The 15,435-nt window shown below is 55.5% G+C and carries 14 protein-coding genes; 4 read left to right on the top strand and 10 right to left on the bottom strand.

All coding sequences use genetic code 11. The annotated features are described in order from the left end of the window. The first annotated feature begins 1 nt into the window (after window position 1). From ABH944_RS30640 to ABH944_RS30630, 3 genes are all read left to right on the top strand, one after another. Window positions 2-2,188 carry a xanthine dehydrogenase family protein molybdopterin-binding subunit gene (locus ABH944_RS30640; RefSeq protein WP_404610994.1) on the top strand — a complete coding sequence of 729 codons (2,187 nt, stop codon included), beginning with the start codon at window positions 2-4 and terminating at the stop codon, window positions 2,186-2,188. A gap of 40 nt (window positions 2,189-2,228) precedes the next feature. Further along, the gene (locus tag ABH944_RS30635; protein ID WP_404610995.1) at window positions 2,229-3,542 is read left to right on the top strand and encodes a c-type cytochrome; all 1,314 of its coding nucleotides are present in this window, start codon (window positions 2,229-2,231) and stop codon (window positions 3,540-3,542) included. A 73-nt stretch (window positions 3,543-3,615) separates the two neighbouring features. Then, on the top strand, window positions 3,616-4,899 hold the full coding sequence (locus ABH944_RS30630) for an alpha/beta hydrolase (RefSeq protein ID WP_404610996.1): 1,284 nt from the start codon (window positions 3,616-3,618) through the stop codon (window positions 4,897-4,899). A 1-nt stretch (window position 4,900) separates the two neighbouring features. Here the strand turns inward: ABH944_RS30630 and ABH944_RS30625 are convergent, their stop codons facing one another. From ABH944_RS30625 to ABH944_RS30615, 3 genes are read right to left on the bottom strand one after another with little or no spacing between them, the layout of a single operon-like run. After that, window positions 4,901-5,278, bottom strand: a complete 378-nt coding sequence (locus tag ABH944_RS30625; protein WP_404610997.1) for a hypothetical protein — start codon at window positions 5,276-5,278, stop codon at window positions 4,901-4,903. A gap of 50 nt (window positions 5,279-5,328) precedes the next feature. Then, window positions 5,329-5,562, bottom strand: coding sequence for an OmpA family protein (locus tag ABH944_RS30620; RefSeq protein WP_404611059.1), 234 nt, complete (start codon window positions 5,560-5,562; stop codon window positions 5,329-5,331). Further along, window positions 5,563-5,754, bottom strand: coding sequence for a hypothetical protein (locus ABH944_RS30615; protein WP_404610998.1), 192 nt, complete (start codon window positions 5,752-5,754; stop codon window positions 5,563-5,565). A 349-nt stretch (window positions 5,755-6,103) separates the two neighbouring features. On the opposite strand from ABH944_RS30615, the gene ABH944_RS30610 reads away from it, so the two are divergent. After that, window positions 6,104-6,991 carry a LysR family transcriptional regulator gene (locus tag ABH944_RS30610; protein WP_404610999.1) on the top strand — a complete coding sequence of 296 codons (888 nt, stop codon included), beginning with the start codon at window positions 6,104-6,106 and terminating at the stop codon, window positions 6,989-6,991. A 70-nt stretch (window positions 6,992-7,061) separates the two neighbouring features. On the opposite strand, the gene dsbG is transcribed toward ABH944_RS30610, so the two are convergent. From dsbG to ABH944_RS30575, 7 genes are all read right to left on the bottom strand, one after another. Further along, on the bottom strand, window positions 7,062-7,907 hold the full coding sequence (dsbG, locus tag ABH944_RS30605; RefSeq protein ID WP_404611000.1) for a thiol:disulfide interchange protein DsbG: 846 nt from the start codon (window positions 7,905-7,907) through the stop codon (window positions 7,062-7,064). Between the two features lie 102 nt (window positions 7,908-8,009). Continuing rightward, a complete protein-coding gene (locus ABH944_RS30600; protein ID WP_404611060.1) occupies window positions 8,010-9,185 on the bottom strand; it encodes a porin in 1,176 nt (391 codons plus the stop codon). 80 nt (window positions 9,186-9,265) lie between these two features. Further along, complete coding sequence (locus ABH944_RS30595; RefSeq protein ID WP_404611061.1) at window positions 9,266-10,441, bottom strand: CaiB/BaiF CoA transferase family protein; 1,176 nt, start codon at window positions 10,439-10,441, stop codon at window positions 9,266-9,268. Between the two features lie 40 nt (window positions 10,442-10,481). Continuing rightward, the gene (locus tag ABH944_RS30590) at window positions 10,482-11,564 is read right to left on the bottom strand and encodes a TRAP transporter substrate-binding protein (RefSeq protein ID WP_404611001.1); all 1,083 of its coding nucleotides are present in this window, start codon (window positions 11,562-11,564) and stop codon (window positions 10,482-10,484) included. Window positions 11,565-11,694: 130 nt separating this feature from the next. Next, window positions 11,695-12,984 carry a TRAP transporter large permease gene (locus ABH944_RS30585; protein WP_404611002.1) on the bottom strand — a complete coding sequence of 430 codons (1,290 nt, stop codon included), beginning with the start codon at window positions 12,982-12,984 and terminating at the stop codon, window positions 11,695-11,697. A 2-nt stretch (window positions 12,985-12,986) separates the two neighbouring features. After that, window positions 12,987-13,529 carry a TRAP transporter small permease gene (locus ABH944_RS30580; protein WP_404611003.1) on the bottom strand — a complete coding sequence of 181 codons (543 nt, stop codon included), beginning with the start codon at window positions 13,527-13,529 and terminating at the stop codon, window positions 12,987-12,989. A gap of 147 nt (window positions 13,530-13,676) precedes the next feature. Further along, window positions 13,677-15,410 (bottom strand): tannase/feruloyl esterase family alpha/beta hydrolase, encoded by a 1,734-nt coding sequence (locus ABH944_RS30575; RefSeq protein WP_404611004.1) that lies wholly within the window; start codon window positions 15,408-15,410, stop codon window positions 13,677-13,679. Window positions 15,411-15,435 lie beyond the last annotated feature (25 nt).

Raw genomic sequence — 15,435 nt, 5'->3', positions numbered from 1 at the left:
TATGAACAACAAGAGCGATGGCATTTCGCGGCGGACCTTTATCTTTGGAATCAGTGCCGCGGCGGGCGGTCTTGTGCTTACAGGCTTGCCTTCGCTCGCGGAGAGTACGGGGGTGGCGCAATTGCCATTGCTCAAAAGTGTTCCGGGATCAGGGGTAGGGATCTGGGTCGTAATAGATGGAGAGGCCACGACGATCCGTGTTGCGCGATCGGAGATGGGCCAAGGAAATTTCACGGCATTACCGATGCTGGTCGCTGAAGAACTCGACTGTGACTGGAGTCATGTGACGGCCGAATATGTGTCGCCGGAAGCAAACCTTGCTCATGGTCATGCATGGGGCGACATGATGACTGCATCAAGCGCGTCCATTCGTATGTCACATCTCTATTTGCGTAAGGCGGGCGCTCAGGCGCGTCAAATGTTAGTAGAAGAAGCCGCGGCGCGTTGGAGAGTCAGCGCGTTGGAGTGCACGACCCGCGACAGCGCCGTGACTCACGCTACTAGTGGGCGTTCATTGTCCTACGGGGAACTCGCGGAAAAAGCAGCGCGGCGTCCCGTTCCACAAGAAGTGACGCTAAAAAACCCGGACCTATGGCGACTGATCGGGAAGCCGGTGAAACGGCTGGATCTGCCGGACAAAGTATTGGCGAAACCGATCTTCGCGACCGATGTGCGTCTTCCCGGCATGCTTTACGCAACGGTTACCGCATGCCCCACTCTGGGCGGACGACTCAAAGATTTCGACGCATCAAAGACGTTAATCATGCCTGGGGTACGTCATGTGGTGCCGGTTGGGGATACCGCCGTCGCCATAGTTGCCGACTCGTGGTGGCAGGCCCGCCACGCGCTCGATACGTTGGAGGTCCGATGGGACGCCGGCGCTAGTGCGGCGCTATCTAACGAATCCATCCGTGAGATTTTCCTGAAGGGACTTGACGATCCGCATCCTGCAGTTGCCCAAAAGATCGGCAACGTGGACGAGGTCCTGGCAAGTGCTTTCAATGTAATCCATGCCGATTATGAGGTTCCATATCTCGCGCACACCACAATGGAGCCACAAACCTGCACCGCTCACGTAACTCCCGACTTCGCCGAGGTTTGGGCGCCTACTCAGAGTGGCGATGGGACACTGCAAGCCGTAGCACACACACTCAAGATGGACCCGTCGCGCATCAAGGTTCACAAATGCCATCTTGGCGGTGGATTCGGGCGCCGCGGAGTGTCTCAAGATTGGGCTCAACAAGCAGTCTTGATTGCCAGGGCCGTAGGCAAACCGGTGAAAATGCTGTGGACCCGGGAAGAGGACGTCAGACATGACTACTACCGCCCAATGTCCATTGCCCGACATGTAGCAGGATTCGACAGGAATGGAAAACTTCTCGCATGGAAAGTGCGGGTGTCGTGTACGTCTATTCTGGCCAACCTTGTGCCCTCTCGGCTTAGGCACGGACAGGACTTCGACATGATGGGGGCATTTTTGCCGGGTGACATGAACTACCACGTCCCCAACTTTGAAGTGGGTTACGCAATGCGGCAATTGCCGATCCCGGTCGGTTTCTGGCGAGGTGTCAATCATAGTCAGAACGGATTTTTTAGAGAGTCCTTTGTTGACGAGATGGCGATTGCAAGTGGCCGGGATCCCTACGCTTTCCGGCGTGAGTTGCTCGCACATAGCCCGCGCTCGCTTGCCGTCATAGATGAGGTAGCGACTCGCGCTCAGTGGGGGCACACTAAAGCCGGCACATATCAGGGAATGGCACTCGTCGAATGCTACGACTCAGTCTGCGCTCACGTCGTCGACCTATCGATCGATGACGAAGGACAGGTGAAAGTACATCGCGTCGTATGTGCGCTCGATTGCGGGTATGTTGTGAACCCAAGCATCGTCAAAAAGCAACTACAGGGCGCCGTCGCATATGCGCTTAGCGCTGTGCTTTGGGGTCAAATAACCATCAAGAATGGCGAGGTACAGCAGTCTAACTTCCACGACTATCAAGCGCTTCGCATCAGCGAGATGCCTGTGGTCGAAACCTATCTCATCCCAAGTGGCAACAAGTACATTGATCGCTGGGGAGGTGTTGGCGAGCCAGGTACGCCACCCGTTGCACCTGCCGTCGTTAATGCGATTTTCGCCGCAACCGGTAAGCGCATTCGACTATTGCCGCTTGCCGGCCAAAAGCTGCTGTAGACGCTGCTTTCTTGGCCTCCCTTCGAAGCGAAATATATCGATGAAGACTGCAATCTCTAGCAACCTGTCGCGCATACGCCGGTGGTTCCCGCTCGCGTCAGTCCTGGCGATGCTGCTAACTGCAAGTCTGCCAAGCAGGGCGGCTACGCCTGCGGATCGTTTGGTCGCCCGCGGCGGCTATCTAGCGAAAATCGGCGATTGCGCAGCATGCCACACGGTTCAGGGCGGCGCGGATTTTGCCGGTGGCCTGCCCATGCAAATGCCCGTCGGCACTATCTACACGACCAATATCACGCCTGACCCCCATACTGGAATCGGCCGATACACGCGAGACGATTTCGAGCGGGCGCTACGACACGGAGTTGCTCGAGACCATAATTTGTATCCAGCAATGCCGTATCCATCCTTTTCCAAGATCAGCGATGAGGATGTGGACGCGCTGTATGCTTATTTTATGAAGAGTGTGAAACCCGTAAAGCAGCGCAATCGACAACCGGATATTCCTTGGCCGCTTGATATGCGCTGGCCACTCAAGCTTTGGAACCTCTTTTTTCTTGACGATACGGTCTATCGAGCAAAGCCGAATAAGGATCCTGTTTGGAACCGGGGGGCTTATCTTGTTCAGGGCCTCGCGCATTGCGGAGCTTGCCACACGCCGCGAGGCGTAGCGATGCAAGAACTCGCACTCGACGAGAAGAGTCAGATTTTCCTTTCCGGTGCATCCCTCGACGGATGGTTCGCGTCGAATCTGACCGGTGATAATAATGCGGGACTCGGTAGATGGACGGAAAATGATCTGCACATGTTTCTGAAAACTGGAGCGAACGTTCACGCTTCCGCCTATGGTCCGATGACGGATGTCATCAATAAGAGTACGCAGTATTTGTCCGATGAGGACCAAGCCGCGATAGCACGGTATCTCCGTTCATTGGTTCCGTCACACGCCGGTGACGTCAACGAGAGAGAACCGTATCGATACGACGGTGAGGCAACCGCCGCCTTAGTCGCGGGAACGCCGTTATCGAACGGCGCACGCGTCTACTTGACCTATTGCGTTAGCTGCCACGGGGTTGATGGCCGGGGACGTGCTCCATTCATCGCTCCCCTGGCAGGAAACCCGGATGTGTTGGGCACCAATCCATTGTCCCTTATTAACGTGACGCTCAATGGCGCCACGAATCTTGTAATAGGTGGCGTGCCCGCGGCCTATCCCATGCCCAAGTTCAAGCTAGGCCTCACGAACCAGGATATCTCCGATGTGTTGAGTTTTGTACGAAGCGGCTGGAATAACAGCGCTCCAGCAATCGAAGCACAGGATGTTGCGAAGGTGAGAGCCAGTACGAGCAGCAAGTGACGGGTGGATAAACATTTTTTGAACAAGCATCAAATACAACTGAATCTATTTTTTGAAGACCAAAGAGGGAATCATGCGCTATCCCGTCGATCATGCTTTTTCTTCGAAGACACGGCAGATTTTGCAGAACGAAAGCAACAGAAAACATCGTTGCGTACCTGGAGGCGGGGCATTAATCGTGGTGTTGACTGCTCTAGTACTATCACATAGTGCCACGGCTCAAAAGTCACAGGACCAATGGCAAACGCGTTCCTGGCCCGAGCTCGCCGCCGAAACGCAAGCGCGCGCTGATCGAGGTGCCTATCCTCTGACCGGACTCAAGCCGGATGACGTTCGCGAGGCGCTCTCGCATATCCATTCCCTCGATCGCGACGAATGGGCTTCGGCCTGGATGGCGATTGGCGATCGATACGAATGGCGTGCAAAATCGGAAGAAGCAACGGACTCTGGCGCGGCACGTGATGACTATCGGGCAGCATGGCTTAACTATTCATTCGGTCGTTGGCCTTCCCCTAATTCGCCTGGCAAAGCGCAGTCATATGCAAAAGCACAAGGCGCGTTCGCGAACTATGGGCGGCTTCTCAATCCACCAATCGAAACAATCAGCATTTCATTCGAAGGCAAGCAGATCGTTGCCTATCTGCAAAAACCGCCTGGTGTCACAAGGCCACCGATCGTCCTTGACCTCGGCGGCATGGATGAATGGAAGGATTCTGTCGCCAACCAGGGGCGCGGATTCCTGCAGGACGGCATCGCCGACGTCGCAGTCGACATGCCCGGCACTGGCGATGCACCTATGGCCCGCCCGGGAGCCGAGAGAGTCTATTCACGTCTGATCGACTATCTACTGACACGAACCGACGTCGACGGTAGCCGCATCGTCGTACGCGGCACGAGCTGGGGTAGTTATTGGTCCGCGCGGCTCGCGTTCGTCGAGGCAAATCGTCTAAAAGGTGCGGTGTATCAGAGTGGTCCCGTGGACGGTTACTTTCAGCGTGCATGGCAAGATAACTCTCTTCACACGAAGGAATACCTGTTTGATTTCGTTGCATCGCGCTTATATGTTCTTGGGCAACCCTCGGTAGACGCGCTCTTGAACTATATGCCGTCGATGTCGCTGAAAGCAGCCGGACTTTTGGGAAAACCGACGTCACCTATGCTTCTGATCGGCGGAGTACTGGACAGCCAAACTCCGTTCGCTGATCTACTCGAGCTACTGCAGACTGGGACGCCAAAGGACGCATGGGTCAACCCAGAAGGCCGACACATGGGAGACTCTGGCAGTTGGACGCATAAGGCCATCTTCGATAAGGTCATCCGACCGTGGATACATACTCGTTTGACAGCCGATCAATAACTCATTCCGCGTGTCGCGTTATCGTCGGCCGATCCAGCGATGAGGTTATCATTTGCCACATGGCCGGATGCACATAAAGGATGTCTACGATCTCCCGCGGAAAGTATTTCTTGCCACCGCGATTGATGATTTCCTTTTTGCGTCCCGATATGCGAACGTTGCCCGCGGCATTAGCAAAATACCCGAGATCGCCGGTACGAAACCAGCCGTCATCCCTAAAACTGTCGTGATTCGCCGGACCGGTGCGGATCGGCTTATTCGGCCTGGTGCTGAGAGGCACCTTCGCCACGATGCCCACCATTTCACTGCTCGGTCCTACGCTGGCCCAGATGGGATGGATACCGCCCTCACCTGCTGGCGCACCCATTTTCCCGTTCATATCGCAATCCTGTTCGTCGGTTGCCGGTCGTGTCTGGCGATAACGTCAGATCAGGACGTCTCGTTCCCGGAAACACGCTGTACCACTGCACACTCAACGCTTTTCACCCACAACTTCGATGGCGACCCGGCGGTCATACGACAGACACCGTACCGCTGCCGGACCTCCTCCGGCAGACAGTCGGACGTGAAAGGATTTGCCTCGCCGAGGCCTGCAACGTAGATGGGGGCACCCGGTACGCCCCGCTCAATCAGATAGTCACGGACTGTCTGCGCACGCGACAGCTACAGTTGGTCGTTGTAGTCATCCGAGTCTATCCGGTCGGTGTAGCCGGTGACCCGAAGCGACTTCGCACCCCGGTATTGCGCGGCAAGCGATGTGTAAATGTTGTTCAGCGCGGTACGACCCGCAAACAACGGGTCCTGCGACGACGGCTTACCGAACTGGAACAGCACCCCGAAATCGAGCGTGAACATCTTGGGCACTTCCTGATCATCCGGTGTCGGTGTCCTTCCCCTGCTGTGCAGGCGTGACCCTATCAGCGCAAGCCGGGTCCTTCCAGTAGGTCGCCTTGACCCGGCACCAGTCGCAACCCGTGGAAAAAATTTTCTCGCTGGGTGCTCAAAAATTTGACGGGCGGCAAGCGCAAAACATTACTCGCCGAACGCCAGATCAATAACGCGTAGTCGTCTGGCTTCCATATTCGTTGCGATATAGGTGATCCTGAAGCCTTCCGCGAACGCTCTCCGAATCAATACTTATAGCGCACTGCCCATAGCAAGATTAATATTACGAGAATCTTAAACAATACTATGGATGAAATCAATGCTATCCTCTCGCGCGTTGGCACAGTTCATTGTCCTGGCGGAGGAATTGCATTTCGGCAAGGCTGCAGACCGGTTGCACATCTCACAGCCACCGCTTAGTCAGGCAATCATGCGGCTTGAGCAATCGGTCGGAGTCGAGCTTTTTGTCAGAAATAGCCGCTCGGTCTCGTTGACTGACGCCGGCAGGGTATTCCTTGTTGAGGCGCGCAGGCTATTGGAGCAACATGAACTGGTCATCGCGCACACCCGCCAGGCTTGTATCGGGATGACCGGGCGAATTTCCTTGGGTTTTGTAGGCTCCGTCAGTTACGGACTGCTCCCGGAACTGTTGGCGATGTTTAGGCGCAAGTATCCCGACTTGACATTTGATCTACGTGAACTCCCTTCTTCCGAGCAACTTACAGCGTTCCGCGCACAGCAAATTGAAATGGGCATCGTGAGACTGCCATTGAACAATGCCGGCGACCTGGAAATGAAGGTAATCAAGCGCGAGAGAATGATTGCCGTGCTGCCTCTGGGCCATCCTCTGGCAAAGAAGCGGATCATCGAACTACAATCACTTGCGAACGAGACCTTCATGATGTTTCCTCCGCATCTGGTACTGAGTCTGCACGCAAAAACAATGATGGCATGCCACGCTGCTGGCTTCAGCCCACGAACCGGTCTGGAGGCATGGCAAATGTCCACCATGGTGAGCTTGATAGCGGCGCAAATGGGCATCGCACTTCTGCCTGCGCAGGTCAAACACATTCCCCATCCGGGAGTTGTATATCGTGACGTTACGGGCGACAACGGCCATCTCGATCTGGAAATTGCACTGGCGTGGCGCCCTCAAAGCCGTTCGAGACTCTGCCAGCAGGCAATCGAAGCGATTCCGGAGGACTGAAAAACTTAAGCGCCTCTGCCGACGGACAGGTGCGAAAGCCGACACCTCAACACTGTCGGCGCCAGTCTGGCTACTTTGTTCTTGTCTTCAGGTCAGAGGCGACCAATCCCGTTATCAAGGATAGCTTCTCAAGCGGGGGCATGCCCGATTCAATCCGAATCTTCCCGTCGGTGTCTTTCCACACAATCGTCGGTGTCCCCGTCCCTCCGAACGCCGCCATCAGGTCGGAGTTTTCACGTAGCACCTTCACCGTCTCTGATGGAGGTGCGATCAACGGAGGCAGTCCACCGTCTTCCGTGGCCACATTAAATCGCTCTTCGTTCAACCGGAGAGCGTCGGCCGGAGCAGCGCTCTCCAATAATGCGGCTGCACGGCCAAGAGACGAGGGTTTTAAAAAGCCTACCGGCACCCATCTGACTTGCAACCCGGCCGCAACGTATGGTCGAAGCGCGACCCATGCGGCGTGACAGTAGACGCAATTCGGATCCAGGAATACATAGATTACCGACTTTGATTTGTCGGGTCCGTCCGCGATAAAACGCGCGTGTTGCAATTTGTCGTACAAGGCAGTGGGATCGGGGTGACTTACAAATCGATCTTCGTAGTCCGTGTTCAGATTGTGCCCTTGCTCATCAAGCAAGGTGCCCACCATGAGATGACGACCGTCCTGCAGCGAATACACAATGTGCTCGCGCCCGTTGCCGTTGACGACCCATCCTGTCAGGCCCCCTGCAGCGGGGAATGAGCGTTTAATTTCATATCCGTGCTGGACTAGAGACGCCAGGGCTGCCGGCGTCTCGCTCCCGCTGCTTCCCAGCGTCGCGGCTGATGAACTGCCGACGACGATAACAAATGCGGCCAGGATACCCAGCTTCACATCGTGCATCAAATGCCATGACAACACTGAAGGATTCATCGTCAGGTACTCCATCGACGCCGGTCAGATTGCAAACTCTGGCCGGCCTCTCCGACACCACATGGGAACTATCCAATCACTCGAGGCATGGCCTGCAGCCAGTCAGAAACGGAGTCGCAGCCCCACGCGGCCGACAAACTGATCGCTTGCTCCGAGCCCTGAGCTGCCAGCATAGGTAGTGCTATCGCCAATCTCAGCCTGTACCGGCACAACCTGACCACCTACAACATTACTCCCGAACGCTTTCTGATAACTCGCCAGAACATAGACATCGGTCCGCTTGGAAAGGGCGTAATCGAACTCCCCATTAACCTGATGCCACCTTCCGGAAGTAGCGCCCTTTAGCCGGGAGAACGTGTACCCAAGGCCCGCGCTCAGTGCCTGAGTAAACGAATATCGACTACCGGCCTCGAGGTTATCGAGAGTCGAGGTCTCGGTCGAGATGGGCGAGAGCTTCGTGTGTGTCCAGTTGCCAAAAATCGCGGCCGAACTGAATGTATATTTGCTACCGACACCGTAAGTCTCGATACCTTTCAGAGCACCCGTGCTCACGTTCGCGATACTTGTGGAGAACGCCGGCGTGGCGCCATTCGGAAACCGGATATTCATGTACGCAGCGCCCAACGAAAACGCATCTCTCGCGAAGTTGATACCGAAGCTGTAAGCGCTAGACGAGCCTTGGGTCGTCGTCCCGCCAGCGGTCGTCGTGGGCGACCCCGCAAATGCGCCTGCCTGGTTGGAGAATCCGTACAAGCCCCCAAACGTCAGGCCACCGAAATTTGCAGACAAGAACTTCACCGAGTTGTTGACCCGGCTTGTCACAAGCTGGTCCAGATCGTTAATGTGGTATGCGTAGTTGCCAGCGGCCGTCTGGCTGCCCATCGTGTAGTTGGAACCAATCGTCTCGACGGTCAGAGAGTACTGCCGTCCGAACGTAAATGTACCAACGCCGTCTTTGCCAAGCCCTACATACGCCTGACGGCCGAAGAGCGCGCCGCCCTGCTGCAGGGTTCCGTCTCCCGAATTAAAGCCATTCTCAAGGACAAAAATAGCCCTCAACCCACCACCCAGGTCTTCCGAACCCCTGAGGCCCCATCGGGTGCCAGACGCTACGCCATCACCGTATCGCAATAGCGACGAATGACCCGTGGGCGTGCTCGCGTTGGAAATATAGCTGATACCCGCGTCGATCAAGCCATATAAAGTAACGCTGCTCTGTGCGTAGGATGCAATCGAAACACTAGAAAGCGCCATACCTGCAATCATCAGCTTCTTCATCATCTCCTCTCTTTTCCTTATTTGATAGAAACTTCGAGCCCCGCAAAAACAGACGACGCTGGCTATCAGAGTTGTTAACCTCAGTTTTCCTCAACACCCTTCTTGATCGGTGCAGCGAACAGATCCCCTACGATCTCTGCCGTGTGCTCCCCGAGACGAGGGGCGGGCCGCCGAATTGAACCTGGCGTCCTTGAGAAAGACACGGGAATTCCAATATTTCTCAGCCTCCCTTCAGAGTCATGATTAGTTATACTAAAAAATTTTTCGTCAAAAAGATGCGAATCGGATATGAGGTCGTCAATGGACATGACCGGGGCAACGGGAATGTCCGAATCACCCAGCAGCTTCTGCCACTCATCAACCGTTCGGGTTGCGACGACCGAAGCGAGGATTTCATACAGCTCATTGATATTCTTGCTACGTCCTGTCATTGTCTTGAAGCGCTCATCTGCGAGATGCTTCTGTTCGCCGGCAATTTCGAAGAATGTAAGCCAATGTCTATCGGTATAAGGAAGAATGCTAACGTAGCCATCCTTTGCCCTGTAGGGCTTGCGATGCTCGGACAGAACACGCTGATAACCAGTTGGGCCCAACGGTGGAACGAATGTCTCTCCCGCCAGGTGCTCGACGAGAGTGAATGAAACAAGTGTCTCGAACATGGGTACCTCTATTGCCTGTCCAAGCCCCGATTTCTCCCGCTCAAAGAGCGCCATCGCGATCGAATAGGCAACCGTCAGGCCCGCACATTTGTCGGCCATGATCGTGTTGACATAGGAAGGCACGTGCCGCCCTGTGATGCCCTGCAACGACGCGATTCCACACATTGCCTGAACAACGTCATCGAATGCTGGCCTTCCCGCGTATCGCCCTTTCTCCGAAAATCCATAGGCCCCGCAGTAGACCAACCGAGGGTTTGCCAATTGCAGTTCCTCATAGGTCAAACCAAGGTTCTTCATCGACTGTGGTCGCAGGTTGAAAACCAGTACGTCGGCTTCAGCGACAAGCTTGAGAAAAGCAAGCCTCCCCTGTCCGCTTTTCAGATCGATAACGACGCTGCGTTTATTCCTATTCAGGTTAAGAAACGCTGCTCCCATGTTCGGGCTTTTCATGGGACTCGCCTGCCGGAACACATCACCAGACCCAGACTCCACCTTGATCACGTCCGCACCCATATCACCCAGGATCTGGGTCGCGTATGGTCCCATCGCTACTGTCGTGAGGTCAATCACGCGCACGCCGGCTAGAGGCCCTTCCATCATTCACCCGTTTCTTTTGTCGTTAGAGAGCGTAGATCCATCATTTCTGCGCGTCGATGATTGCTTGCTTCACTGCCGAAAGCGTTTCGTCTCCCGGCTTCCCTCGCTGATCCAAACTCTTTGCCCAATCACCGCTGACCTTCTCGAAGGTGGTTTTCAGCTGGCTGTCGTCCACCGGGCTCAGTGGAATGACCTTCATTCCTTTCGCCCGGAATGCGTCAGCGGACTCCTTCTCGACTGTTGAGAAACGGGTACAGGAGCCAAGAGAAATGCTGCGCCCGACTTTCATGATCACGCCTTGATCTGCGAGACTCAACTGCCGCCACTTGTTGAATCCTATGGAGTAAGTCAACACGACCGTTCCAAAGTTATGACTTGTACTCCCCTGCTTGACCAACGGCTGCATTCCGTAGGACATGGCGCTCATGTAAGGAAACACCGCGCCGTCAATCGTCCCTCGCGACATACTTTCGTAGACTTCGGGAGGCGTCATCTTGACGGGTACCATTCCTAAGCGCTGAAGCGTGAAGTCCATCGCGCCACCGGCGGATCTGATTTTCAGCCCACTGAGGTCCTTCAGTCCGGCAACAGGCCGGCCGTTTTCGAGAAGTATCTGGTACGCCGGCAGCATCAGCATGACGATCGGCACAATCTGGTTCGGCTCGAATTCTTTTTTCTGCAGATAGCCACCGTCATGCGTCGCAGCCCAGAGGGCTTTTGTGCCCTGACAGTAGTCGAGGAAGATACCCGGCAGTTCGAACCCGGCGGTAAGCGGCATCTTGTCCGAAGCGTAGTCAGGACTGATGTAGCCAACGTCAGCAACTCCAGACTGGGTGAGCATCAATAAATCCCTCGCTTTACCGAGCTGCTCGCCGGGAAAGTATTGGAAACTGATGCGGCCGCCGGACTCTTTCTGGACTTGATCCATAAATGGCTTGGTAACAAGCTGCGCGATGACATGCCCTGCGGGAAGGCTGTCTGCCAGCCTAAGCGTCGTTTGCCCCCATGCGACAGACGCCGACAACGCGAAGCTTGCACCAAACAATGCTGCCAATTTATGCACTTGCAATTTCATTCTCCTGAATCTGAATATATCGACTGTCGCCCGCGCGGTAGCTGTCATTGCTGCCTCCAATAGCGAGTTGACCGAGCGCTCCGGGTCCAGCGGGCCTTCGTTTCAACATGCCTTTTTCAGCGGAGTTCTGTGCCCAATCTGATAAGGCCTGCGCTGCAGGTGTGGCTTCGCCCCAGACCTAATTCATATGATCCGGCAACCACAGGATCAGACTTGGAAACACAAGAAGAACCATGATGGCCAGCATATGAGCAAGAAAATGCGGCCAGGTCCCCGCGAACACCTCCGCTATCGGACGCTGCGCATAGCGAGCAACAATGAAGCAGTTCAAACCTATTGGAGGTGTAATCATGCCAACTTCGGCGGTCACGATTTTGACTACGCCGAACCAGATTGGACTGAAGCCAAGAGCGACCACGATCGGGATGACAATGGGCACCGTCAGCACGAGAATAGCCACCTGGTCCATAAACGCGCCCAGCACGATGTATATGGCGAGGATCGCGATAATGATGACCCAGCGGTTGACATCCAGTGCACCGACCCATTGGATCAGGTCCTGCGTTACGTGCGTCAACGTAAAAAAGTAACCGAAGAGCTGAGCTCCGAGCAGAATCGTGATGATCATGCACGATCCGTGCGCCGCCTTGATTGCTGCCGTGTAGACGAGGCGCGGCGTAGCCCGCTTCTTGAGCCATGCAAGGAAGAGTGCGCCAGTGGCACCCAGCGCCGAAGCTTCCGTTGGGGTCGCAATCCCGGAATATATGGCGCCGGTAACCGTTGCCATCAGAACCAGCATCGGCGCAACTACGCGCAACAGGCGAAATTTCTCTCGCATCGCGACCCGTGGACTTGCGGGCGCCGCCTTGGGATCGCGCCATGCCAGGTACACAACGGTGAGCACAATAGTGAGCGTGATAACGCCGCAGGGGATGATGCCGCCTATCAGCAGTTTTCCAACGTTGACCTGGGCCAACAGCCCAAAAATGATCAATGTAACGCTCGGTGGGACCAGCATGGCCAGCGTCCCCGATATCGCAACCACGCCAGCGGCGAGCTGAGGCTGATAACCCTGTTTGATCATCGCAGGCAAACTCGTCGACGACAGCGTGGCTGCCGAAGCGGTACTGGTGCCGCAAAGCGCGCCGAAGGCAGCGCCTGTAATCGCAGTCGCAATCCCTAACCCGCCTCGATACTGACCAACCCACGCAGCCGCGACCGAAAACAGTTCATCCGCAATACCGCTAAGAAGAACGAACTCCGCCATCAACAGAAACATCGGGATCGTAATCAGTTCATATGAGCCAACCGTGCTCATCGGGGACGTTTGGACTACACCAATCAGGACCGACCACCCCCCGTTCACCAGCAGCCCGATGACGCCCGCGATACCCATTGAGAAACCGACCGGAACGCCCAAGCCAAGAAACACAAAAAGCAACAGCAAGATTGCTATGGAAATCAACATGGTTATTCGCCCATCCGGACACCGTCAATTTGCAACACGTCCACAATCGCTCGCCCCAACACTAGACTTCCGGCATGCGCAGCCAAACGGAAGAGAAGCCTCAGGACCAGGAGAAAACTGCCTACGAGCACAATCGCGGATGAGATCCACGTTGGCCACGCGATCAAACCGGAGACGGTGTCATGGTTCATGAAACTCACTACGGTGCGCAGCCACGCGGCATAACCGATAAGACCGAAGAGCGTAATGCCGACAGCGCTGGCAAGCATCTCCAGAATTCTTCTCGCGGATTCGCCCAGCCTCCGGACGAAAATATCCACTCCTACATGTGCGCGAGCGGCATATGAGTCTGACAAGGCCAGAAAATATGTTCCTGCCAGAAGATACATGCCGACCAGGTCGTATGCCCACGGCAGGGGGCGGTTCAAGAAGTGCCGCAGCATCACGTCGCAAAACACAACTACCATCGTGGTAAGAATCAGCGCGACTGTAAGGCTACGGCAAATCCGTTCAATTCCGTTGAGGCAACGTTCAACGCCAGTCATTTCGTCTCCATGTCTAAAAACTTTTGCGTCTCGACGTAGCGGCTTCTTCACCGTCCGCACGTCCTGCCTTCTTCAGGGAAATGCTTGCCCGCCATCTTGAAGCCGCATCCGGCGGCGTTGACTAGACGCCGGATGCGGAGTGAAAACTCAGGAAGGGCTCCCGCACGTGAAGTTGCTTGCGCTATTGATGTCACCAGTCCCGTTGTATTTCTCGACCATCGGGTACGAACAGAGCGGACGGGTTCTTGTGGCTCCGTTGATCGTGCCGGATCCGATAATCGTCGACGCCGTACTCGTAGCGTCAGGAGCGATCCCCTTTTCAACCCAATTCTCGAGCGGTGTAAGCCAGTCGACCGCACCAATAGGGCCGCCGCCGCAGTGGCCCATACCCGGCACCATATACAGGCGGGCAAACTGATTGACCGTACTGGCGCCCATGGCGTCCTGGATTCGTCCGTAGGAAGCCAGCGAGAGGTACGGGGAAATCAAAGGATCGGCCCAACCGTGATACATGATCAATTTACCGTTGTTCGCCTGGAATGCCGCGAGGTCGGGATTGACGGCGTCGTAGATCGAGCCGTATTGCGCCCTGCCCGCGTCAATATCTGTATCCCAGTTCAGAGTGAGAATATCGAAATTGGGATTATTCTTGAGAATCAGACGGAAGAAATCGTAGTAGCTGCCGCTCTGCAGACTCGTGGTCGAATTCCAGGTTGTGGCCCAGCCTCCCTCGCTTCCAAGAGCATATCCCGGTGACACCGAGGCGCCGGTGCTTTGACGCTTGGGACCCGCGTAGATGTCCTTTGCGGACTGAACCTGTGCCGGTGTCAGACAGGTCGCTGGAACGGCGCCACCAGCACCACACTGCAACGTTGCCGGATCAAAACTGCACTGACGGGGATCATCGATCTGGCCATCAGTGATGCCGTCTTTCGCGTCGCAGGCAGAGATCACAGCCGCGTTAAACGCCGTCAACTGCGCGGTGGTCATGCCGCCAGCACCGTTATTCTTCAGAACCGACACGCCGGCCCAGGCCTCTGAAGACATCATGCCAAGCCAGTCTCCCCCGTGCGAACCTGCGACGATGCCATCGTAGTCGTCAGGATAGCGTTGCGCCTCCATCATCCCGTGATGCCCGCCTTGCGAGCATCCTACGTAATATGAATGGACCGGTTGAGCAGCAAAGTAGGCGTTGGTGATGTCTTTGCTTACCGCTGTCACCACGTGTTCAGCGCGATATCCGAAGTCGATTATCTGATCGGTCTTGACGGTATCGTTCGAAAAATCGAAGGCCCACGACTGCTCGAAGACGTCTGTGCTGGTATGACCATTGTCATGTCCCATGACCGCGTAGCCGCGTGCCAGTGGATTAACCATCGAGGTGTAGTTGATAGTCCCGGTAGAGCCACCATCAGCACTGCCAACAAACTTGGAATTCCAATTGGCTTTGTCCAGCGGTAGCCACACTTCAAAATTAATGCTGGAATTCGCAACCGGGTTGATCACGCCTATCACACGGCAGAACGACTGAGTAACGCTCAGACTCGTGGGCGTCAGAAAATTGACTGGCGTCTGGAACGGCGCACCGGCAGTCGGCGTAACCTGAATTGCGCTCGTGATCGTGGTCGGTATGCTGCCGGTGTAATTCATCAAGCTCGTGCAGTTCCCGGCGGTTACCTTTGATACGGGGGGTGTTGACGTGCTGTTGGTACTCCCTCCACACGCCGAGAGTACCGCACTGGCGACAAGCGTAAGTGCGCAGCCCGCCTGCATAGTCTTGAACATTGCCATCTCCTCCTTCAGCTGGATTTCTAATTGGCCTGTCGAATATCGTGTCCATTCGATGCGCGACGGCATCCCCGAAACTTCCGGAAATTTCATTGAAATTCAAGAATTCGACGAGACC

The sequence above is a fragment of the Caballeronia udeis genome, assembly GCF_044909315.1.
In the GTDB taxonomy this organism is placed as follows: domain Bacteria; phylum Pseudomonadota; class Gammaproteobacteria; order Burkholderiales; family Burkholderiaceae; genus Caballeronia; species Caballeronia udeis_A.
Note: the sequence above shows the minus strand (reverse complement) of the source record. Positions and strands in the feature narration are given on the sequence as shown.

What these genes read in the sequence shown, in the direction of transcription:
- ABH944_RS30640 (WP_404610994.1), top strand. Translation starts at nt 2, where the DNA reads ATGAACAACAAGAGCGATGGCATTTCGCGGCGGACCTTTATCTTTGGA.
- ABH944_RS30635 (WP_404610995.1), top strand. Translation starts at nt 2,229, where the DNA reads ATGAAGACTGCAATCTCTAGCAACCTGTCGCGCATACGCCGGTGGTTC.
- ABH944_RS30630 (WP_404610996.1), top strand. Translation starts at nt 3,616, where the DNA reads ATGCGCTATCCCGTCGATCATGCTTTTTCTTCGAAGACACGGCAGATT.
- ABH944_RS30625 (WP_404610997.1), bottom strand. Translation starts at nt 5,278, where the DNA reads ATGAACGGGAAAATGGGTGCGCCAGCAGGTGAGGGCGGTATCCATCCC.
- ABH944_RS30615 (WP_404610998.1), bottom strand. Translation starts at nt 5,754, where the DNA reads ATGTTCACGCTCGATTTCGGGGTGCTGTTCCAGTTCGGTAAGCCGTCG.
- ABH944_RS30610 (WP_404610999.1), top strand. Translation starts at nt 6,104, where the DNA reads ATGCTATCCTCTCGCGCGTTGGCACAGTTCATTGTCCTGGCGGAGGAA.
- dsbG (WP_404611000.1), bottom strand. Translation starts at nt 7,907, where the DNA reads ATGAATCCTTCAGTGTTGTCATGGCATTTGATGCACGATGTGAAGCTG.
- ABH944_RS30600 (WP_404611060.1), bottom strand. Translation starts at nt 9,185, where the DNA reads ATGAAGAAGCTGATGATTGCAGGTATGGCGCTTTCTAGTGTTTCGATT.
- ABH944_RS30595 (WP_404611061.1), bottom strand. Translation starts at nt 10,441, where the DNA reads ATGGAAGGGCCTCTAGCCGGCGTGCGCGTGATTGACCTCACGACAGTA.
- ABH944_RS30590 (WP_404611001.1), bottom strand. Translation starts at nt 11,564, where the DNA reads ATGACAGCTACCGCGCGGGCGACAGTCGATATATTCAGATTCAGGAGA.
- ABH944_RS30585 (WP_404611002.1), bottom strand. Translation starts at nt 12,984, where the DNA reads ATGTTGATTTCCATAGCAATCTTGCTGTTGCTTTTTGTGTTTCTTGGC.
- ABH944_RS30580 (WP_404611003.1), bottom strand. Translation starts at nt 13,529, where the DNA reads ATGACTGGCGTTGAACGTTGCCTCAACGGAATTGAACGGATTTGCCGT.
- ABH944_RS30575 (WP_404611004.1), bottom strand. Translation starts at nt 15,410, where the DNA reads ATGAAATTTCCGGAAGTTTCGGGGATGCCGTCGCGCATCGAATGGACA.